Here is a 19,917-nt window from a genome sequence, read left to right on the forward strand (position 1 = left end):
GGCCACGGCGATACCTTCGGAGCACGTGTGAGAGGACAAGCGTGAAGGGACAACGGACCCAACAACGGATCCTGACCGCCGCTCGATCGGCTTTCGCAGAGCGCGGTTACGACGGCGTCTCCGTACGTTCCGTCGCCACCGCGGCGGGGGTGGACCAAGCCCTCGTGCACCGTTACTTCGGCACCAAACAGGAGCTGTTCTTGGCGGCCACGGAGGTTCCCCGCCAGATGGGTGAAGTCGTTCAAGGTGCGATGCAGAAGCCGGACGAGGAGTTGGGTGCGGCCCTGGTGGAGGCGGCGCTGCGGACCTGGGACTCCGAGGTGTCTGCGGCATTGATCTCGACCGCCCGCACGGTCCTGGCCTCTGCGGAAGCCGCCCCTGTGGTGCGTGACGTGGTCCTTGGAACGATCCTGCGGGACCTGCCGGCCCGGATCGGTGCCCGGTACGGGGAGGGGGAGAAGCGGGTAAGCCTGGTGGCCACACAGATGGTGGGGCTGCTCGTGGCGCGAAAGCTCGTGGGCCTGGAACCCTTGCGTTCCATGCCGATCGAGGAACTCACGGTGATGATCGGCCCCACCGTTCAGCGCTATCTCACGGGAGACCTCGAAGGCATCCAGCCCGAGGAGTGAACCGGGGGCAGACGCGTCAGGACTTCACCAACCGCTTGATGGCGGCGGTGGCCTCCGCTATCTTCTCCTGCGCCTCCGCGTCCCCGGTGCGTGCCGCCTCCACCACGCAGTGTTCGAGGTGGTCCTCCAGCAGGCCCAGGGCCACGTTCTCCATGGCACTGGTCAGTGCCGAAATCTGGGTCAGGACGTCGATGCAGTACTTGTCCTCGTCGATCATCCGGTGGATCCCGCGGACCTGCCCCTCGATGCGCTTGAGGCGCGCGAGGTAGCGGGCCTTGTCCTCCAGGTAACCCCGGTGCGGGTGCGGAGTTTCAGGGGCATCGGCCGAGGGCGCTTCGTCGATGTCGAGCGGTTCCGAGGGCGTGGTCATCGTGGTGCTCCTGTGGTTCGTGGTGCCGCAGTCGTCGGGGCTTCGGCTTCCGTAGGCGTGTTCTCAAGTGGCGCGTCTTCCGGTGTTCCGGCGGTGCTCCGCGGGTTCGCGGCCTTGAAGGAGCGCAGCCGCAGACTGTTGGAGACCACGAAGACGCTCGAGAATGCCATGGCCGCGCCGGCCAGCATGGGATTGAGCAGGCCGAACGCCGCCAGCGGAATCATCGCCACGTTGTAGGCGAAGGCCCAGAAGAGGTTGCCCTTGATGGTACGCAGCGTGCGTCGGGACAAGCGGATCGCGTCGGCCGCCGTCCGCAGGTCACCGCGGACCAGGGTGATGTCCGCCGCCTGGATGGCCGCGTCCGTGCCGGTGCCCATCGCCAGGCCCAGATCGGCCTGTGCCAATGCCGGAGCGTCGTTGACGCCGTCGCCGACCATGGCCACCACACGGCCCTCCGCTTGCAGGCGTTGGACCGATTCCACCTTGTCGGCGGGAAGGACATCGGCGACCACGCGATCGATTCCCACCTGCGCCGCAACCTGCTCGGCAACGGCGCGGTTGTCACCCGTGAGCAGCACGGGCTCCAGCCCCAGCGTCTTGAACTGGGTCACGGCTTCGGCACTGGTCGGCTTGAGTTCGTCGGCGACCACCAGGACCCCACGGGCCACTCCATCCCAGGCGACGACGACGGCTGTACTGCCCGCCGACTGAGCCTGGTGGACAGCTTCACTCAGCCGCGCGGGAAGCGTAAGGCCGCGGTCGATCAGCAGCTGGGGTCGGCCGACGATCACCTCGTGGTCCTCGACGGTGCCTTCTACGCCCAGACCCTCGACGTTCTGGAAGGAGTCGGGGGTGGGGAGCGCACCGATCTCTGCGGCGGCACCGCGTGCCACAGCCTGCGCGATCGGGTGCTCGGAGGCGTTCTCGACGGCGCCTGCACGGCGAAGGACATCGGCGCGGGCGGTGGAGTCGTCGGTCACGACGCTCGCCAGGGTCATTTCCCCGCGGGTCACGGTCCCCGTCTTGTCCAGCACCACAGTGTCCGTGCGGCGCGTGGACTCCAGGACCTCCGGCCCCTTGATCAAAATGCCCAGCTGGGCTCCACGCCCGGTGCCGACCAGCAGCGCCGTCGGAGTGGCAAGGCCCAGGGCGCACGGGCAGGCGATGATGAGCACGGCCACCGCGGCGGTGAAAGCAGTGGCGGGGGTTGCGCCGCTCGCCAACCATGCAATCACCGTGACCAGCGCAACCAGGAACACGAGGGGCACGAACACCGCGGAAATCCGGTCCGCCAGCCGCTGTACCCGGGCCTTTCCGGACTGGGCGGCCTCGACCATGCGGGCCATCTGGGCCAGCTGCGTGTCCGAGCCCACCCGGGTGGCGCGAACGACCAGGCGGCCCCCCTTGTTCACGGTTGCGCCGGTGACGGCATCGCCCTCGGTCACTTCGACGGGAACGGATTCCCCCGTCAGCATCGATGTGTCAACGGCAGAGCGGCCCGCGACCACGGTGCCGTCCGTGGCGATCTTTTCGCCCGGGCGGACCACGAACTCGTCACCGGTGCGCAACGCGTCGGTGCTGATCCGCTCCTCGCGGCCGTCCCGCAGGACGGTGACGTCCTTGGCACCCATTTCGAGCAAGGCGCGCAATGCGGCACCCGCCTGGCGCTTCGACTTCTTCTCGAAGTAGCGCCCGGCCAGGACGAATGTGATGACCCCCGCGGCCACTTCCAGGTAGATGTTGTCCAGGCCGTCCGTGCGCGACAGCGTGAACTCGAAGGTGTGCTTCATCCCCGGGTGACCGGCGTGTCCCAGGAAGAGTGCCACCACGGACCAGATCAGCGCCGCCGCCGTGCCCACCGTGATCAGCGTGTCCATGGTTGCGGCGCCGTGGCGCAGGTTCTTGAGCGTGGCCCGGTGGAAGGGCCACCCGGCCCACACCACCACGGGGGCGGCCAGCACCAAGGAGGCGAACCCCCAGTAGTCGAACTGCAGAGCGGGGATCATCGCCAGGAGAATGACGGGTACGGAAAGGATCACGGCACCGATCAGTCGTTGGCGCAGGGCTTTGAGTTCCCTGTCCGCCCTGGTGGGCTCCGAGCCAGCAGCATTGGAGGGCCCTGCCGGGTTTGTTGCGTCCCCGGCGGCATCAGCCCTGGGCTTACTCGGGTTGTCGGTCGCCGGTGGGGGAGGCAGCTGTGCGGTGTATCCGGCCTGCTCGACCTGTTCGACGAGCGTCTGCGGATCCAGGTCCACGGGCAGGTCCACCGACGCCTTCTCCGTGGCGTAGTTGACGCTTGCCGTCACGCCGTCGAGCTTGTTGAGCTTGCGTTCGACGCGCGCCGCGCACGAGGCACAGGTCATGCCTCCAACGTCAAGGTCGATGTGGGTCAAGGCCCGTGGTGCGGTCGTGAGGTCGGGGGTGCTCATGAGACAAACCTATACCCCCTTGGGGTATAGGTTGCAAGTGGGTTCGGCGATCTGCTCGTCACCATCACCGTCACAATCTGGTGAAAACTCTGTTCGCCTCCAGATGAGGCCCGGGGGACCGGCAGGACGCGCTGGTACCGTTGGCGGGGAATTCCTGTACGCCCACCGCCCTGATCCCCTGCCGGAGCCGCGCCAGCGGACGCTCGGGACCAGACCGAAAGGACGACTTCCATGGGCAACCCGTTGCTCCGCGACTTCAGCTCGAAACACAGCGCCCCGGCTGCACCCCAATACGGTCAGGCGCCGTACGGCCAGCAGCAGTACGGTCAGGCTCCCCAGTATGGCCAGCAGCAGTACGGTCAAGCGCCGTCGGCCGAGCAGATGCAGGGCTGGTACGACAGCCCCGCAGCCTCCGGTGAGCAGACCGGCCGCATGACACTGGACGACGTCATCATGCGCACCAGCCTCACGCTGGGAACAGTGATCGTCTTCGCAGTGGTCGGTTGGATGTTCCCCGTGCTTGCCTTCCCGGCCGCACTGGTCGGTCTGGTTCTCGGACTGGTCAACTCGTTCAAGCGTGAGCCTTCCGTTCCCCTGATCATGCTCTACGCCGTGGCCGAAGGCCTGTTCGTGGGCGGCATCTCCGGGATCTTCCAGAACGTCTATCCCGGCATCGTGCTGCAGGCCGTGATCGGGACCATCGGCGTCTTCGTCGCCGTCTTGGCGCTCTACCGCATGCGCATCCTGCGCACCAGTCCGCGCCTGACCAAGATCGTGATCGTGGCGATGATCGGCTACCTGGTCTTCGCCCTGGCCAACTTCGGCCTGTCCATGTTCGCCGGCTTCAACGTCCGTTCGGACATCGAGATCTTCGGCATCCCGCTGGGCGTCTTCATCGGTGGCATCGCCATCCTGCTGGCGGCCTACTCCCTGGTCATGGACTTCGAATCCATCGAGCGCGGTATCGGCCGGGTGGCACGCAAGTACGCCTGGTCCGCAGCCTTCGGTCTGACCGTGACCCTCATCTGGCTCTACGTCGAGATCCTGCGGATTCTCTCCCTGCTGCAGCAGGACTGAACCTCAGCGGCAACCACGCGACGACGGCGGCCCACCTCCCGGGGGTGGGGGGCCGCCGTCGTCGCGTGTCGGGTCAGCGCAGTTCCAAAGGCGCCCGTGACGGCGGCAGCGTGGCCGCGTGGTCACCGGCGAACTCAGGCGCTGGGCGGCCGACGAACAGCCAACCGAGGACTTCCTCCTCCGACTTCAGCCTGTAGAACCGGGCCAGGAGTTCTGCGTCCGGGCTCTTGCGCGGTGACCACTGGGTTGCCCAGCCACTGGCGTAAAAGGCCGCCTCCAGCACCACGCGGGCACCGAGGGCCTCTCCGCGTTGGAGGCGCCTGGGCAGCCCGGACCCGCGTCGCGGCCGAAAAATCAGGGCCAGAGCCAGCCCCCCGTTTGAAGCGAAGGCCAGCGACCCACGGAAAGCCGCGACTCGCCGCATCTGCTTGCCCTTGAGTCGCGGCGTCGTCTCCTTGAGATCCGGCAGGTTCTTGAACCCGGACAGAGCCGCCGCGAGCTGTGGTGCATCCTCTCGCCGGGTGCCGATGAGCCGCCAGGCGGGGCGGGTGCCTGGCACGGCGGGTCCCACGGCCGCGGAGACGATCCGTTCCAGCTCGGCGCGCTCCGGAGCCTCGGCCGTAATGGCCTGGGCCGGACGGCGCTGGGCGAGGACACGCAAGAACTGGAGGGACATACCTCCATCATGGCATCTCACGGACTGCCGTGACGGTGTTCACCATGTCGTTCAACGGACTGAATCAATGCGAACATGGTGGTCATGTCGTCCACGAACTCCAGAACCGACCCCGGACAGAAACTTGCGCGGATCCATGAGCCGGAGCTCCCGGGTGCCACGGGCCCGGACGGGTCGGCGGTCTCTGTACCCGTGCGGGTCGCTGCAGCCTGGTCCTGGCGCCTCATCCTGATCGTTGCGGCCGTCATGGGTGCCGGTTGGTTGCTGAAGCACGTGAGCAACGTGCTTATCCCCGTGCTCCTAGCCGCACTGCTGGCCGGGCTCCTCTCACCAGCGGTCAAATGGCTGCGTGGCAAGCACTTTCCGTCCTTCTTGGCGGCCGCGACCGTGGAGATCGGGCTGATCGTTGTCGTACTGGGTCTGTTGGCTCTGGCGGGGCAGCAGATCATCTTTGGATTCAGTCAGTTGAGCGACTCCGCCATGCGGGGCATCAACACGTTGCTCGGGATGATCGAGGACCTGCCCTTCAACATCTCCACCGAAACACTCAACGAATGGGTGGACAAGGGCACCAGCGCGATTCAGAACAACTCCTCGACCATTGTGTCCGGAGCGATCTCCTTCGGGTCCACCGCCGGAAACATCGTCACCGGCATGTTGATCATGCTGTTCACGTTGCTGTTCTTCCTGGCCGACGGGGAAAAAATCTGGCTGTTCATGGTCAAGCTCTTCCCGCGCCCTTCCCGCCCGGCGGTCAACGGCGCTGGCCGCCGCGGGTGGCTGTCCCTGGTCCAGTACGTTCGCATCCAGGGTTTCGTGGCATTCATCGATGCCGTTGGTATCGGGTTGGGCGCCTTCCTCCTGGGGGTGCCGCTCGCGGTTCCGCTGGGCATTCTGGTTTTCCTGGGCTCGTTCATTCCCCTGGTGGGTGCCATCCTGACCGGGATCATCGCGGTGTTGGTCGCCCTGGTGGCCAACGGGCCGTGGATCGCCCTGGGCATGCTTGGAGTCGTGATCCTGGTCCAGCAGCTGGAGTCCAACGTCCTGCAGCCGTTGATCATGGGTAAGGCCGTGTCCCTACACCCCCTGGCCGTGTTCCTTGCCGTGGCCAGTGGCTCCGTGGTCGCGGGCATCCTGGGTGCGTTGTTCTCCGTGCCCCTGTTGGCCGTGCTGAACTCGGTGATTCGCTACCTCTCCGGCCAGGGCTGGCGCAATGATCCCGAGATCGCGTGGCAGCCGTACTACTTCCCGTGGGAGATCCGGAAGATGGCCAAGAAGGAGGAACTGACCAGGGAGCAGGTCCTCCAGCAGTTCCGCCGCTTCTCCCGGTCACGTCACAATGAGGACGCCGGCAAGCAGAACAAGGATGCCGAGAAGGCAGCCGCGGCCCACGAGAAGGAACTGGCGGTCGCGGCCGCTGAAAAGGTCCAGGCCGCGGAGGCCCGCCGGGATGCCCGCTCGAGTGCCGGCGCCGTCGTGGATTCCGACGACGACGCCCGTGCCGTCCCTACTCGTTCGGCCACCGCCGTGGAGACTTCCGAAGCCTCTCGCATGCCGCACGGCCTGGGGCGCGACGTCGGGCGTGAGACGCCGGAACGCGTGATTGGAAGTCCCGGTCACGACCCCGAGGAGTTCCCCCAGAACAAGGGGATGGATTCCGACCCCGAGGCCCATCCCGGTGCCCGTCGGGAATCTGACCTTGAAGACCCCGACACCCAGAACGATCCGGGACGTGCCTGATGCTTGACAACGACGTGGCGGACCCAGCGGTCACGGAGCCCAGGCGGGGCGCTCCGAACCTGGCCGATCTCCCGGTCGCGCTTGAAGACGTCGAGCACGCTGCCTCCCTGCTGGAAGGGGTCATCGAACGAACCCCCGTGGCCCATTCCCGCGCGCTGTCCCGGATGCTCGGATCGGAGGTCTGGGTCAAGGCCGAGAACCTGCAGCGCAGTGGCTCGTTCAAGGTGCGTGGTGCGTACAACCGCATGGCCCAGCTGACTGACGAGGAGAAGGCCCGCGGCGTCGTGGCTGCGTCCGCCGGCAACCACGCCCAGGGTGTTGCCCTGGCGGCCCGTCGGCTGGGGATCCAGGCGACGATCTACATGCCGTTGGGTGCGGCGCTGCCCAAGGTGGCCGCGACCCAGGACCACGGTGCTGAGGTGGTCCTCCACGGGTCCAAGGTGGACGAGGCGCTCGCGGAGGCGCGTCGGGTGGCCGAGGAGACCGGCAAGGTCTTCGTGCATCCCTTCGACCACCCGGACATCATCGCCGGCCAAGGCACGCTGGGTCTGGAGATCCTGGACCAGGTCCCGAACGTGGACACCGTCCTCACGGGCGTCGGCGGAGGTGGGCTGTTGGCCGGTCTGGCGGTTGCCCTCAAGGCGCGTGAGGCCCAGGGTGGCCGACCGGTTCGAGTCATCGGGGTCCAGGCCGAGAACGCCGCCGCCTACCCGCCCTCCCTGGCCGGGGACGCGCTGGTCTCGCTCGAGAAGGTGTCGACCATCGCCGACGGCATCGCGGTCGGCCAGCCCGGCCAACTGCCGTTTCAGATCATCAAGGAACTGGCCGACGACGTCGTTACGGTGTCCGAGGACCGCCTGGCCGAGTCCCTCATCTTCATGCTGGAACGCAACAAGCTGGTGGTCGAGCCCGCCGGGGTCGTGGGCGTGGCGGCATTGCTCGACGGGCGTCTCAAGGAGACCTACGGGGATCTGGGGGCGACGGTCGTCGTGCTCTCCGGGGGGAACGTCGACCCCATGCTCATGCTCAAGGTGATCCAGCGCGGTCTGGCCGCTGCCGGACGTTACATGACCGTCAAGATGATGCTCGTGGACCGTCCCGGCGAACTGACCCACATCTCGAGCATCATTTCGCGCCTGGACGCCAATGTCACGGGCGTGGACCACACCCGAATCGGTGGCTCGCTGGCCATGGGCGACGTGTCGATCACGATCGACATGGAAACCAAGGGACACGAACACTCACGTCAAGTGCTCGACGCGCTCGAGGCCGAGGGATACCGGCCGGTCGTCGTCCACTGACGTCTGTCTTCATCGGCGCTCAGGGTGGGGGCGCCGTCCGCGGGCCGTCAAGCGACGCCGGCCAAGGAGGGTCCGCCCGTCGTCGACTGGGCGGTTGAGTGTTGACTCAGCCCTCGAAGGGCTTGGCTTCGAGGATCTCCACGGAGATCTCCTTGCCGTTGGGTGCCGTGTAGGTCAGCGTCTCACCGGCCTTGTGGCCCTTGATTGCCGAGCCGATCGGGGAGTGGTCGGAGAAGACCTCCATGCCCGTGCCGCCCACCAGGTCCTCGGCAACTTCGCGCGAGCCCAGCAGGAACGTCATCTCGTTGCCCGCGACCTTGGCGGTCACGACCATGCCGGATTCGACGATGCCGTCGTCGGCAGCCTTCTCACCCACGGTGGCGTTCTCCAACAGGGAGGTCAGCTGGGCGATGCGGCCCTCGTTCTTTCCCTGCTCCTCGCGGGCAGCGTGATAGCCTCCGTTCTCCTTGAGGTCGCCCTCTTCGCGTGCGGCTTCGATCCGGTCGACGATCTCCTGGCGGTAAGGACCGGAGATGTAGTCGAGCTCCTTCTTGAGCCGGTCGTAAGCCTCCTGGGTCAGCCAGGCGCCCTGGTTTTCGGGGGTCTCGGGCACAGTCGTCTTCTCTCTGTCTGCAGGTTTTCAGTCGGTTGTGGTGATGGTCGGGATTACGCCGTGCGGGGGAGCGCCCCGACGTCGAATCGTCCCCGTGCCGTTGCCGACCCGCTGTTCCGTGCGGCGTTCGGTCACGGCGGGGCCCGTGGTCAGACACCAAAGTTTAGCCGAAAGGCCGTGATGGTCAGCACTCTGCCCACTGGGGTGCTGTCACGTGGCGGGCGGATTCGCCGTGGGATTCAGTCCAGCACCCAGCACTGTGCGACCCGGGCTGAATTGGCCTGGTTGGTGGTCCTGATCTCCACGCGATGCGCGCTGGTCTGCCCCGAGAGCTGGTCCGCGGGGACCTCACCAATGGTGGTTTCGGTGTAACCCACCACCGCGTAGCTCTCGTTCAGAGCCTCCACACCGCAGCGCACGACCTCGTCCTCGCCCTTGGTGAGTTCGAAGTCCGCGGTGATCTGGGACGAGGAAATGAGCTCGAAGCCGACATCCTTGGTCGACGGGCGGTTGGAGCCACCCACGATGGTCCAGATGATGAACGCGGCGGCCACCAAGATCCCGACCGCAAGGACAACCCACCAGGCGCGCCGGGACACGGCGGGGGTGCGCCGCCTGGCGTAGCGCTGCTCAAGCACGGCATCGGTCTGGCTTTCGGGCATGAACCGAGTCTAGTGGCGGTGGCCGATGGGCCCGGCGGCGTCCACAGCGGCGCGTAGACTGGTCGCGCCGCCGCGTAGGTCGCAGCAGACCAGCGTCACAGCGGCACCCGACCGTTTCGACAGGGGCCTGGATCCCCGAAGGAGCCCGTTCGTGCCTTCGTACCCTGACCTTCGCCTCTTGGCAGTGCACGCCCACCCGGACGACGAATCGTCCAAGGGTGCCGGAACCATGTCGCATTACCGCGGACTCGGCGTGGACGTCATGGTGGCCACGAACACGGGCGGGGAACGCGGAGACATCCTGAACGCGGCCATGGAAGGCGTCCCGCACGCCGAACGCGACCTGCCGGGCTACCGCCGGGACGAGATGCGCCGGGCGGCCGAGGCACTGGACATCAAGCACCGGTGGATGGGTTTCATGGACTCCGGTCTGCCCGAAGGCGACCCGCTGCCACCGTTGCCGGCGGGCTGTTTCGCCTTGCAGCCCGTGGAGATCGCGGCGGCCCCGTTGGTCAAGCTGATCCGAGAGTTCCGTCCCCACGTGATCCTGACCTACGACGAGAACGGCGGGTACCCGCACCCGGACCACATCCAGACCCACAACGTCTCCATGCACGCGTGGCAGACCGCGGGGGACCCAACCAAGTACCCGGATCTGGGTGAGCCGTGGCAGCCGTTGAAGCTCTACTACGACAAGGCCTTCAACACGGAGCGCTTCATCGCGCTGCACGAGGCGATGACCGAACGCGGGCTGGAGTCCCCGTTCGCGGAGCGCATCGCGCGGATCATGGAGACCCAGGACGCCGAAGGCAACAAGGCCGTGTTGGGGGCACATCCGACGACCACCAAGATCTTCTGCCCCGAGTCCTTCTCCGTGCGGGAGGAGGCGCTGCGTTGTCACGAGACGCAGGTTGCGCCGGACTCCCTGTTCTTCGCCGTTTCTCCGGAGTTCCAGGCTGCGGCCTGGCCGTGGGAGGACTACGTGCTGGCAGAGAGCCGAGTTGATTCGCCGGTCCCGGAGACGTGCCTGTTCGCGGGGATCGTGGACGAGGTCCGGCCGGATCCCGATTACGCCCCGCAACCCGACTGGCAGATCTGATCGTCACCCGTCCCGGCCCGCGCAGTACCCCGCTGCCCGTGGCCTCCCGACGAACGCCCGCTGAAAGCTGAGTTCACCCCACATGTTGACGCTGTACCTACAGACCGCTGCACCCTCGGACCCCAACGACCTCATGCCGGGGTTGGAGCCGGAACAGGTCAGCCCCGGAGTAATCGGGTTCTTCGCCACGTTCTTCGTGGTCCTGGCCCTGACCGCCCTGATCCTGGACTTCATGCGCCGTCAGCGGCGTCTGCGCTACCGCATGGCGTACGCCCGCGAGCGTGAGGCCGCGGGGCGGACCGAGGCGCCGGAGTCCAGGGAAGAGGCTGCCGACACGCCCCAGGAACCGACTTCAGACGGTCAGGACCCGACCGACTTCACCGAGTGAACTTTCAACACGGGTTTCTGCCGATCGGGAGGCCTGATTGGTAGAAAACCGTGTTGAAAGTTGGGGGAGCGGGTCGGCGACGGCGCCGTCGGGGCCTCAGCTGACCAGGGTCGAGCCGAACATCGCGAACATGATCGAGATGTAGTGGCAGATGAAGCCCACGACCGTCCAGGCGTGGAACACCTCGTGGAACCCGAAGGTCCGCGGGGCCAGGATGGGCCACTTGAGGGCGTAGGTCACGGCTCCGGCGATGTACGCCAGCCCGCCGATGGCCAGCATGATCGTGGCCACGGGCTGCACGGGCCAGAACTGCGGCAGATACGCCACCGCGATGCACCCCATGACCACGTACAACGGCGTGTAGAGCCACCGGGGTGCGGACATCCAGACCAGCCGGAAGAGGACCAGGCCGATCGCCGAACCCCAGATGACCGTCAACAGCACGGTGGGATCCGGCATCAGCGCGATTGCTGCCGGGGTGTAGGTGCCGGCGATCAACAGGGCAATGTTCGTGTGGTCCAGCCGGCGCAGGACCGCCGTGACCCGGGGGGACCAGTAGCTGCGGTGGTAGATCCCCGAGACTCCGAAGAGCAGCAGGCCTGTCACCCCGAAGACTGCGCAGGCGATGCGCAGTTCGAGCGACGGTGCCAGGATCATGGCCACCAGGACCATCACGAAGGCCACGGGCGTGAAGGCCGCGTGGATCCAGCCGCGCCAAGCCGGCTTTCGCGGCACCGGCGGGTGAGCCAGGGTCGAGCCCAGCTTGTGCAGCAATGGAGACCGGGCCACGGTCTCCATGACCTCGGGGATGACCGGGGCGTGGCGCGTACGTCGTTTGCGCGACTGGCGCGCGGTGGAGGCTTGGTCGGACAAAGGAACCTCCTTGAAGTCGGGGCGGTCAGCGGCGGACGGTTCGGCCGCAACGATGCGCCGTCGGTGACGCCGGCGGGGCACCGGCACCTGAGAAGTACGCGGTACCACGGGGACCGGACACAATCCTAGGGCCAGAACTTCTGTGGATGCTGTGAGTCGACGGCGGCGCGACGGACACGCGATACATTGGGAGAATCCACGCAGAGTCATGACCAGCCACGGCGTCGGCCGCTCGTGGGCGATCGCTCGTCGTCGGCGGGTTGGGGTGGAGACGACGCGGCAGAAGGCAGGGGAGAAGGGGAACGGAATGACGAAAGCTCGACCGTTCTACCGGATCTACGAACAGCGCCTGGCGGCCGATCTGGACCCCGAGCGCCTCCCGCACCACGTGGGCGTGCTGGTGGACGGCAACCGGCGTTGGGCCAAGCAGTTCGGCGGCTCGACCGAGGACGGGCACCGCGCCGGTGCGGAGAAGATCATCGAGTTCCTGGGCTGGTGCCGGGACCTGAAGATCCCCGTGGTCACTCTCTACGTGCTCTCGACCGAGAACCTCAAGCGTCCCGCCGCGGAACTCGGGCCGTTGATCGAGATCATCACCGGCCTGACCCAGCGCCTCCAGGAAGAAGGGCTCTGCCGGGCCCAACCCGTGGGTGCCCTGGAGATGCTTCCCCAAGCGCTGCGGGACAGGCTCGAGACACTGCGCACCGTGACCGCCAATAACCCCGGGCCGCACCTGAACATCGCCGTGGGGTACGGGGGCCGGCAGGAGATCGTGGATGCCGTCAAGGAGATCTTCACGGATGCCCTGGACCGGGGGGAGGACGTCCGTGAGCTGGTGGCGACCCTGTCCGCGGAGGACATCTCCGAACACCTCTACACCCGCGGTCAGCCCGACCCCGACCTGCTCATCCGCACCTCCGGGGAACAGCGCCTGTCCGGGTTCCTGATGTGGCAGTCGGCCTACTCGGAGTACTACTTCTGCGAAGCGCTGTGGCCGGACTTCCGTCACGTGGACTTCCTGCGTGCGCTCCGGGACTATGCCTCCCGCAAGCGCCGATTCGGCGGCTGACACCTCGCGGCCACTCGGTGTTGCGAGTCACATGCCGCGAGTTCACGGCTCATTCACGTGTCCTGGGCAGGCCCGGCTGAGCTGCTGTGTCACCGTGGCTTCAGGCGGCCGGTGACCGACGCCGGTCGTCCCGAACCGGAAGGACGCCGCGATGACGACCACCAGCACGGAACCCACCGTTGAGACCACCACGGGGGGCTCCGCTCAACCGCGATCGGGAGTGCGCTCCTACGTCGTGGACACCTCTGTACTGCTCTCGGACCCCCGAGCGATTCTGCGGTTCGCGGAGCACGACGTGGTGCTGCCGGTCATCGTGATCACCGAGTTGGAGGGCAAACGCCACGACCCCGAACTCGGGTACTTCGCGCGCAAGGCCCTGCGCCTGCTGGACCAGTTCCGCACGGAGCACGGCAACCTCAACAAGCCATTGCCCCTGGGCGACGACGGCGGGCGCCTGATCGTGGAACTCAACCACGTCTCCGACACCGTGCTGCCCCACAGCTTCCGGCTCAAGGACAACGACTCGCGCATCCTGGCGGTCGCCAAGAACCTTGCTGACGAGGGGCATGACGTGTGCGTGGTGTCCAAGGACCTCCCCATGCGGGTGAAGGCCTCCGCACTGGGCCTGGACGCCGACGAGTACCGCGCCGAATGGGTCTCGGCAGCCGACTCCGAATACACCGGCCTGGAAGAGCTGGACGTGGACGACGACGTCGTCGCCCGCCTGTACTCGGACGAATCGGTTCCCGTCCCCGGTGCGGAGGGCCTGCCGACCAATGGCGGACTGGTGTTGCACTCCGTGCGCGGCAACGCGCTGGCCAGGGTGCGGGAAGACGGTACGGCCCGGGTGGTGCGGGGCGACCGCGAAGTCTTCGGGTTGTCCGGGCGCTCGGCCGAACAACGCCTGGCGATCGACCTGCTCCTGGACCCCGAGGTCGGGATCGTGTCCCTGGGTGGCCGCGCCGGAACGGGCAAGTCGGCCCTGGCCCTGTGCGCCGGGTTGGAAGCCGTTCTGGAACGTCAGGAGCACAAGCGGGTGATCGTCTTCCGCCCGCTGTACGCCGTGGGCGGCCAAGAGCTGGGGTACCTCCCGGGCACCGAGGACGAGAAGATGAACCCCTGGGGACAGGCCGTGTACGACACCCTGGGCGCTGTGGTCAGCGAGAACGTGATGTCGGAGGTGACCTCACGCGGGTTGATCGAGGTTCTGCCGTTGACCCACATCCGCGGGCGTTCCCTGCACGATGCCTGGGTGATCGTGGACGAGGCCCAGTCGCTGGAGAAGAATGTCCTGCTGACCGTGCTCTCCCGCATGGGGCAGAACTCCAAGGTGGTGCTGACCCACGACGTCGCCCAGCGGGACAACCTGCGGGTGGGGCGTCACGACGGCGTGACCGCGGTGGTCGAGGCCCTCAAGGGCCAGTCCCTGTTCGGACACATCACGCTGACCCGGTCCGAGCGGTCACCGATCGCGGCGCTGGTCACCGAGGTCCTGGAGCGCGCCGAGATCTGAGTCCCGGGGTTCGGGGGCCGTGGTGAGTGCGGTGAGTGCGGCCGGGTACGGGCGCAGCGCCAACCACACTCCGGACAGAACGGCGACGACCACCGGCACCGTTGCCACCCGTTCCAGGGCAGGCGGACCGTGCAGGACGACCTCGGGGTAGTTCTCGCCGAGCACTTGGGCCGCGAACACCGAGGGTGCGCTGGTGAAGGACCAGAACACCAGACCGATCAAGGTCAGGGCAACGGCCCACTGCCAAGCGGGCGCGGCCCGCGGCGCGGCGGGCACCAGGGCGATCATGAGGGGAGCGACCCACACCCAGTGGTGTTCCCACGTGATGGGCGAGATCAACAGCATGACCAGGGCGCCGATCACGGTTGCGGAGAAGAAGTCCTGGACACGTGAGGCCCGCCGAATGCCCGCCGCGCCACCGGCCACCACCAGCAGGACCGCGGCCAGCCAGACGGGCTTGAGCAGTCCGTCCGGCAGGTCCCACAGGTGCAGGAGGCCGTTGAGCGACATGTTGGAGATGCGGTCCACCTCACCCACGCGGCCGGTCTGCCACAGTTCGGAGGTGAAGTAGGCCCAGACCTCCCGGGGGAGGAACACGGCGGAGACCGCGATCGTCGTTGCCACACCGACGGCCATGCCGACCAGGGTGCGCCACCGTCCCTGGACCAGAGGCACCAGGCCCATGGCCGCCGGGGTGATCTTAAACCCGGCGGCCACGCCGGTGAGGAACCCGCTGCCCCACCGGCGCCGTGCCCGTCGCCCCAGGTCCGCCAGGATCAAGATGGCCAACATGGTGTTGACCTGGCCGTACACGATGGTGAAGCGGGAGGGGTAGAGGTTCCACAGCACACCGCAGAACACGGCGAATGCCAGGAGCGTGGGGACCACGCGCACACCGAACCAGTCACGGGAGAACGGCGCCAGGCGCAGGCAGACGGCCGCCAGCACGCACGTGAGGAGCACCCCGACGACGGCCATGGTGGTCCACGCCTGCTCCAACGTCATGCCACCCAGCGGGTAGAACGCCAATGCGGACAGGGGCGGGTAGGTGAACGGCAATTCCAGTTTGCCCGCCTGGACCAGGACGGGGTCGTAGAGATCCGAGGTGGTGGGGTTGTTTCCCTGCAGCACCTGGGCGGCACGCCAGTACACCTGCATGTCCAGTCCCGGCTTCGGACGTGTCGCCAGGACGTAGGCTACGAATGCCGCGGACACGGCCAGCATCCCGCCGACCATGACCGCGAGTGCCGCGACCGAAGGAGTTCCCGGGCCGGGGCCGCGCAGGACACGGCTCGAGCGCTCGGGGGAAGCGGAACGAGAGGAACTCATGGGGACCCTTCGGTCGGAAGTGGCGGGGCGTGATCGGGCGCGGGACGCGGGTTCAGGCTGTCAGAGCGGGCCCGAGTGGGGGCGTGGCCGGACCCGCACCAGAGTACGGGGGACTCAGGCTTCCACCATCCACGGCACGTGCCGGGACACGTCCGTGAGGTCGAAGGACACGGGGGTGAAGAGGTCGTCCAGCAGGTACTCGTCCACCGCTTCGATCCGCAGTCGGTGACCTGCTCCGGCGAGGGGCCCTTCCAGAACGGTGGTGGAGACGCAGATCCCCGTGCGCTCGTCCACGACCACCCGCGTGGCGGCCGGTGTCAGGGCATGTCCCGGTTCGGAGGGTGCGTAGGAGGCCCCGGGGGTGACGACGGCGCTGCGCACGGCGCGTCCGTTGTCGTCCGTGCCCACCTGGACGTCGGTGATCGTGGCTGGACGCTGGGACGCCAGGTACAGGGGTTTGAGGGCGGGGCCGGCGATCTCGACGGGGTCCAGGACGGCTTGCCACCGCCCACCACCGAAGACGGGATCCCCGTAGGCGGCTTCGGGGCGGCGCTCGACCAGGCCCGACCGGCGGTACACGGGCGCCACCAACGAAGGGGGCAGGAGCCAGGAGTCCGGACGAGAGGCCACGTAGAAGTCCTGCCGCGAACGGCCCAGGTCGGTCACGGTGTACAGGGGGTCCCCACCCAGGGTCTCGACCCGGAGGTCCTGCGGGCGGCGCACCCACGCGCGGACGGGGACAGGCGGGGTGTCCGTGCCGGCGCCCATGCTCGGATCCCGTACGCCTGCCGCTGCGGCACCCTCGCCCTGGGCGGGCAGGAGCCATTCGAGGGTGAAACGGACGGTGTCCCATTTCCACGGGGAGGACCGGCACAGCGCGGCGAACTCGTCCGGGTCCGTCCCGGGGGCTGCGGCCGGACGCCCGTAATCCCTGGCAGATGACATGCCACCAGTCTATGGACGGTGGCCCGGGCGGCCACGGGAGAGTGTCCACAGGTCGGCCCGGTGCGCGGCGGAGAGCTGCCCCCCGGACTATGTTTGTGCACATGGGGGAGTACTTGACACTCCACGCATCCGCCGGGGAGCTGTCCGGGTTGGTGGCGACGTTCTGCGTCCTGCTCGCCCTGACCGGTCTGGCACTGGTCAGCGTGTGGCTGATCTACGTAGATCTGCGTGACCACCGGCTGCCCGGCGTCGTCGTTCGTCCTGCCTGGGCCGGTGCCGCCGGGCTCCTGGGGCTGGCCGCCGTGCTCTCCGACCAACCGCAGCGCCTCCTGGGCATGGGCCTGGGTGCCATCGGCATGTGGGGTGTGTACTACCTGCTGCGCAAGGCTTCCGCGGGGGCGTTGGGCCTGGGGGACGTGCGACTGGCGGCCATGTTGGGAACCGTTCTGGGTTTCGCCTCCGTGTGGACCGTCCTGTGGGGAACCATTCTGGGGTTCCTGGTGGGCGGTCTGGTGGCCGTGGTGCTGCTGCTGACCAGGAGGGCGCACCTCACGGACAGGGTGCCGTTCGGGCCGTCGATGCTGGTCGGGGCCATGCTCGCGCTCGTCCTGGTCTGACCCCTGCCTCAAGCCCCCGCCGTCGGTCTCCATGGAGGCTCCGCGCGTGCCGTGTGACACCATCGGAGGCGTCAGCCCTCGTCCCCGAGCGCCAGGAGCCAACCGTGCCCACACCCGATTTCATCCTCGAGTTGCGTCGGAAGATCGGGCACGACTCGTTGTGGCTGGCCGGTGCCACGGCCGTCGTCCTGCGCGGCGACGACGTCCTGTTGGGGCGCCGAGCGGACAACGGCATCTGGGCACCCATCACGGGCATCGTGGACCCCGGCGAGGAGCCCGCGGACACCGCCGTGCGCGAGTGCCAGGAAGAGGCTGGTGTGGTCTGCGAGGTGGAGGGACTGGCCTGGGTCAAGGCGGGGGACGAGAAGGTGTTTCCCAACGGCGACCGTTGCATCTTCCTGGACCACACGTTCCGGTGTCGCTGGGTCAGCGGGGAACCGGTGGTCAACGACGACGAATCCACCGAGGTCGGCTGGTTCCCCCTCGACGGGCTTCCGCCCATGAAAGATGAACTCCTGCAACGCATCCGCATGGCCGTCGAGTTCGACGGACGCACACGATTCGTGGCGGGTCGCCCGGGCCCCGGCGACCACGCCGCCGGGGCCCAGGAAACCGCATGAGGTGGCTGCCGGTCACCTTCATGCGCGGCGACATCGCGGTCGCCTGAATCCACTCACCTAGCGCAGAGCGTTGGCGTTGCGCAGATTGGAGCGGGCCATCGACACGGCCTCACCGGCGCCGCGGTTGAGCACGACCTTGCTCATCGCGGTGGCGAAACCGAAGACCTGGTCCCCGGTGATCTTGGGCGGCATGGACAAAGCGTTGGGGTCGGTGATGACCTCCACGAGTGACGGACCGTCGTGCGAGAGCGCTGACTTCAGCGCCCCCTCCACGTCCTTGGCCTTGACCACGCGCTGTGCCTGGAATCCCAGGGACTCCGCCACCTTGGCGTAGTTGGCGTCCGGGACGTCGACGCCGAAGTCGGGCAGACCGTCCACCAGCATCTCGAGCTTGACCATGCCCAGCGTGGAGTTGTTGAACACCACCACGGTGATCGGCAGCCGATACATCGCCGCCGTGACCAGTTCGCCCATGAGCATGGACAGACCGCCGTCGCCGGACATCGAGATCACCTGACGGCCCGGGTGGGCGACCTGGGCGCCGATCGCATGGGGTAGTGCGTTGGCCATGGACCCGTGCAGGTACGACCCGATGATCCTGCGGGTCCCCAGCGGCCGGATGTAGCGGGCCGACCACACGTTGCACATCCCGGTGTCCGCCGTGAAGATCGCGTCCTCGGCAGCCACCTGGTCCAGCATGTCCGCGACGTACTCGGGGTGAATGGGGTGCAGGCGCTTGACGTTGCGTGTGTAGGCGCCTACGGCGTTGTTCATGAGCTTGTCGTGACGCCTGAGGGTCTTCTTCAGGAAGCTGCGGTCCTTCTTGGCCTCGAGCAGCGGCAGCAGGGCTTCGAGGGTGGGTTTGACGTCGCCCTGCACCGGGTACTGCACATCCGTCCGGCGGCCCAGCGCGGAAGGGTCACGGTCCACCTGGATGGTCACCGTGTCGGGCAGGAACTGGTCGTAGGGGAAGTCCGTGCCCAGCATGAGCATCACGTCGGCGTCCTGTAGACCCTCGGCCGCGGCCCCGTACCCCAGCAGACCGGTCATGCCGACGTCGAACGGGTTGTCGAACTGGATGGCGTCCTTGCCTCGCAAGGAATGGCCCACGGGGGCCCCCAGCGTCTCGGCGAGCTGGATGACCTGGTCGTGGGCTCCGCGCACGCCGTCGCCGGCGAAGATTGCGACCTTCTTGGCGTCGTTGAGCACCCCTGCGATCTCCTGAACACACTCCGGGTTCGGCACGGTCGAGGCCGCCATGACCGGTGTCCAGTGCGGGGTCTTCTCCGTGGCCTCCAGATCGGCCACGTCGCCCGGCAGGGTCACGACGGCGACGCCGCCCAGCCCGGTGGCGTGCTGGATGGCCGAACGGACCACGCGCGGTGCCTGCTTGGTGGTCGAGATCAGCTCGCTGTAGACCGAGCACTCGTTGAACAACCGGTCCGGGTGGGTCTCCTGAAAGAAGGACTGGCCGATCTGGGCCGACGGGATGTGCGAGGCGATGGCCAACACCGGGGCACCCGAACGCTGCGCGTCGTACAACCCGTTGATCAGATGCAGGTTGCCGGGCCCGCAGGAGCCCGCACACACGGCGAGTTCGCCGGTCAGTTGCGCTTCTGCGGCGGCCGCGAAGGCCGCGGCTTCCTCGTGGCGGACGTGGACCCAGTCGATGCCGCCCTTGGCGAGTCCTCCGGTCTGGCGCACGGCGTCCACCACGGGGTTGAGGCTGTCGCCCACGATCCCGTAGATGCGCTTGACACCGGCGGCCTGAAGTTGGGCGACGATCTGTTCGGCGAGTTTCACAAGGGCCTCCTCAATCTCACGCGGGCCACAGTGAATCTGGGTCCTGGCGATTTCCGCCATCCTAAGCAGACATAGGAACCCGTGTCCGCCGGTGACGCAGGGATGTCAGCCCTCGGCTGATCGGTATGACCTCATGAGTCGGCCCCGCGGAGGAATCCGCGGGG

The 19,917-nt window shown here is 67.4% G+C and carries 19 protein-coding genes; 10 read left to right on the plus strand and 9 right to left on the minus strand.

Features of this window, described 5'->3' with window-relative positions:
• Nucleotides 1-41 precede the first annotated feature (41 nt).
• Nucleotides 42-629 carry a TetR/AcrR family transcriptional regulator gene (locus EDL96_RS11780; RefSeq protein WP_123826378.1) on the plus strand — a complete coding sequence of 196 codons (588 nt, stop codon included), beginning with the start codon at nt 42-44 and terminating at the stop codon, nt 627-629.
• Nucleotides 630-645: 16 nt separating this feature from the next.
• Here the strand turns inward: EDL96_RS11780 and EDL96_RS11785 are convergent, their stop codons facing one another.
• Nucleotides 646-999 carry a metal-sensitive transcriptional regulator gene (locus tag EDL96_RS11785; RefSeq protein WP_123826380.1) on the minus strand — a complete coding sequence of 118 codons (354 nt, stop codon included), beginning with the start codon at nt 997-999 and terminating at the stop codon, nt 646-648.
• Nucleotides 996-3,428, minus strand: a complete 2,433-nt coding sequence (locus EDL96_RS11790; RefSeq protein ID WP_199732605.1) for a heavy metal translocating P-type ATPase — start codon at nt 3,426-3,428, stop codon at nt 996-998. The genes EDL96_RS11785 and EDL96_RS11790 overlap by 4 nt, the downstream gene beginning before the upstream one ends.
• Before the next feature lie 231 nt (nt 3,429-3,659).
• Between EDL96_RS11790 and EDL96_RS11795 the strand changes: the two genes are divergently transcribed.
• Complete coding sequence (locus EDL96_RS11795) at nt 3,660-4,505, plus strand: Bax inhibitor-1/YccA family protein (RefSeq protein WP_123826382.1); 846 nt, start codon at nt 3,660-3,662, stop codon at nt 4,503-4,505.
• 73 nt (nt 4,506-4,578) lie between these two features.
• Here the strand turns inward: EDL96_RS11795 and EDL96_RS11800 are convergent, their stop codons facing one another.
• The gene (locus EDL96_RS11800; protein WP_123826384.1) at nt 4,579-5,181 is read right to left on the minus strand and encodes a hypothetical protein; all 603 of its coding nucleotides are present in this window, start codon (nt 5,179-5,181) and stop codon (nt 4,579-4,581) included.
• An 84-nt stretch (nt 5,182-5,265) separates the two neighbouring features.
• Here EDL96_RS11800 and EDL96_RS11805 point away from each other — a divergent pair, with 84 nt between their 5' ends.
• A complete protein-coding gene (locus EDL96_RS11805; RefSeq protein WP_123826386.1) occupies nt 5,266-6,921 on the plus strand; it encodes an AI-2E family transporter in 1,656 nt (551 codons plus the stop codon).
• On the plus strand, nt 6,921-8,222 hold the full coding sequence (ilvA, locus tag EDL96_RS11810) for a threonine ammonia-lyase (RefSeq protein WP_123826388.1): 1,302 nt from the start codon (nt 6,921-6,923) through the stop codon (nt 8,220-8,222). Before EDL96_RS11805 ends, ilvA begins: the two co-directional genes overlap by 1 nt.
• A gap of 106 nt (nt 8,223-8,328) precedes the next feature.
• Here the strand turns inward: ilvA and greA are convergent, their stop codons facing one another.
• Together greA and EDL96_RS11820 are read right to left on the minus strand one after the other, a co-directional pair.
• Nucleotides 8,329-8,835, minus strand: a complete 507-nt coding sequence (gene greA / locus EDL96_RS11815; protein ID WP_123826390.1) for a transcription elongation factor GreA — start codon at nt 8,833-8,835, stop codon at nt 8,329-8,331.
• A gap of 239 nt (nt 8,836-9,074) precedes the next feature.
• Nucleotides 9,075-9,497, minus strand: a complete 423-nt coding sequence (locus EDL96_RS11820) for a DUF4307 domain-containing protein (RefSeq protein ID WP_123826392.1) — start codon at nt 9,495-9,497, stop codon at nt 9,075-9,077.
• A 151-nt stretch (nt 9,498-9,648) separates the two neighbouring features.
• On the opposite strand from EDL96_RS11820, the gene mca reads away from it, so the two are divergent.
• Together mca and EDL96_RS11830 are read left to right on the plus strand one after the other, a co-directional pair.
• Entirely contained in the window at nt 9,649-10,596 is a 948-nt protein-coding gene (gene mca / locus EDL96_RS11825) for a mycothiol conjugate amidase Mca (RefSeq protein WP_233568867.1), read from the plus strand.
• Nucleotides 10,597-10,678: 82 nt separating this feature from the next.
• Nucleotides 10,679-10,984 carry a hypothetical protein gene (locus EDL96_RS11830; RefSeq protein WP_123826396.1) on the plus strand — a complete coding sequence of 102 codons (306 nt, stop codon included), beginning with the start codon at nt 10,679-10,681 and terminating at the stop codon, nt 10,982-10,984.
• A gap of 96 nt (nt 10,985-11,080) precedes the next feature.
• On the opposite strand, the gene trhA is transcribed toward EDL96_RS11830, so the two are convergent.
• Nucleotides 11,081-11,857 (minus strand): PAQR family membrane homeostasis protein TrhA, encoded by a 777-nt coding sequence (gene trhA, locus EDL96_RS11835; protein WP_233568868.1) that lies wholly within the window; start codon nt 11,855-11,857, stop codon nt 11,081-11,083.
• A gap of 307 nt (nt 11,858-12,164) precedes the next feature.
• Between trhA and EDL96_RS11840 the strand changes: the two genes are divergently transcribed.
• Nucleotides 12,165-12,926, plus strand: a complete 762-nt coding sequence (locus EDL96_RS11840) for an isoprenyl transferase (protein WP_123826398.1) — start codon at nt 12,165-12,167, stop codon at nt 12,924-12,926.
• Nucleotides 12,927-13,077: 151 nt separating this feature from the next.
• On the plus strand, nt 13,078-14,439 hold the full coding sequence (locus tag EDL96_RS11845) for a PhoH family protein (protein WP_123826400.1): 1,362 nt from the start codon (nt 13,078-13,080) through the stop codon (nt 14,437-14,439).
• Here the strand turns inward: EDL96_RS11845 and EDL96_RS11850 are convergent.
• Together EDL96_RS11850 and EDL96_RS11855 are read right to left on the minus strand one after the other, a co-directional pair.
• On the minus strand, nt 14,389-15,768 hold the full coding sequence (locus EDL96_RS11850) for a glycosyltransferase 87 family protein (RefSeq protein ID WP_123826402.1): 1,380 nt from the start codon (nt 15,766-15,768) through the stop codon (nt 14,389-14,391). The genes EDL96_RS11845 and EDL96_RS11850 overlap by 51 nt on opposite strands.
• 114 nt (nt 15,769-15,882) lie before the next feature.
• Complete coding sequence (locus tag EDL96_RS11855; RefSeq protein WP_123826404.1) at nt 15,883-16,713, minus strand: hypothetical protein; 831 nt, start codon at nt 16,711-16,713, stop codon at nt 15,883-15,885.
• 113 nt (nt 16,714-16,826) lie between these two features.
• Between EDL96_RS11855 and EDL96_RS11860 the strand changes: the two genes are divergently transcribed.
• Nucleotides 16,827-17,330, plus strand: coding sequence for a prepilin peptidase (locus EDL96_RS11860; RefSeq protein ID WP_158609609.1), 504 nt, complete (start codon nt 16,827-16,829; stop codon nt 17,328-17,330).
• A gap of 104 nt (nt 17,331-17,434) precedes the next feature.
• Complete coding sequence (locus EDL96_RS11865) at nt 17,435-17,950, plus strand: NUDIX hydrolase (protein ID WP_123826408.1); 516 nt, start codon at nt 17,435-17,437, stop codon at nt 17,948-17,950.
• A 57-nt stretch (nt 17,951-18,007) separates the two neighbouring features.
• Here the strand turns inward: EDL96_RS11865 and EDL96_RS11870 are convergent, their stop codons facing one another.
• Complete coding sequence (locus EDL96_RS11870; protein ID WP_233568869.1) at nt 18,008-19,753, minus strand: pyruvate dehydrogenase; 1,746 nt, start codon at nt 19,751-19,753, stop codon at nt 18,008-18,010.
• Nucleotides 19,754-19,917: the final 164 nt, after the last annotated feature.

The organism is Kocuria soli, assembly GCF_003797835.1.
GTDB classification, from domain to species: domain Bacteria; phylum Actinomycetota; class Actinomycetes; order Actinomycetales; family Micrococcaceae; genus Kocuria; species Kocuria soli.

Bases quoted from the DNA above. Each gene is read 5' to 3' on its own strand.
- EDL96_RS11785 (WP_123826380.1), bottom strand. From the start codon at position 999: ATGACCACGCCCTCGGAACCGCTCGACATCGACGAAGCGCCCTCGGCC.
- EDL96_RS11790 (WP_199732605.1), bottom strand. From the start codon at position 3,428: ATGAGCACCCCCGACCTCACGACCGCACCACGGGCCTTGACCCACATC.
- EDL96_RS11795 (WP_123826382.1), top strand. From the start codon at position 3,660: ATGGGCAACCCGTTGCTCCGCGACTTCAGCTCGAAACACAGCGCCCCG.
- EDL96_RS11800 (WP_123826384.1), bottom strand. From the start codon at position 5,181: ATGTCCCTCCAGTTCTTGCGTGTCCTCGCCCAGCGCCGTCCGGCCCAG.
- EDL96_RS11805 (WP_123826386.1), top strand. From the start codon at position 5,266: ATGTCGTCCACGAACTCCAGAACCGACCCCGGACAGAAACTTGCGCGG.
- ilvA (WP_123826388.1), top strand. From the start codon at position 6,921: ATGCTTGACAACGACGTGGCGGACCCAGCGGTCACGGAGCCCAGGCGG.
- EDL96_RS11820 (WP_123826392.1), bottom strand. From the start codon at position 9,497: ATGCCCGAAAGCCAGACCGATGCCGTGCTTGAGCAGCGCTACGCCAGG.
- EDL96_RS11830 (WP_123826396.1), top strand. From the start codon at position 10,679: ATGTTGACGCTGTACCTACAGACCGCTGCACCCTCGGACCCCAACGAC.
- EDL96_RS11840 (WP_123826398.1), top strand. From the start codon at position 12,165: ATGACGAAAGCTCGACCGTTCTACCGGATCTACGAACAGCGCCTGGCG.
- EDL96_RS11845 (WP_123826400.1), top strand. From the start codon at position 13,078: ATGACGACCACCAGCACGGAACCCACCGTTGAGACCACCACGGGGGGC.
- EDL96_RS11850 (WP_123826402.1), bottom strand. From the start codon at position 15,768: ATGAGTTCCTCTCGTTCCGCTTCCCCCGAGCGCTCGAGCCGTGTCCTG.
- EDL96_RS11855 (WP_123826404.1), bottom strand. From the start codon at position 16,713: ATGTCATCTGCCAGGGATTACGGGCGTCCGGCCGCAGCCCCCGGGACG.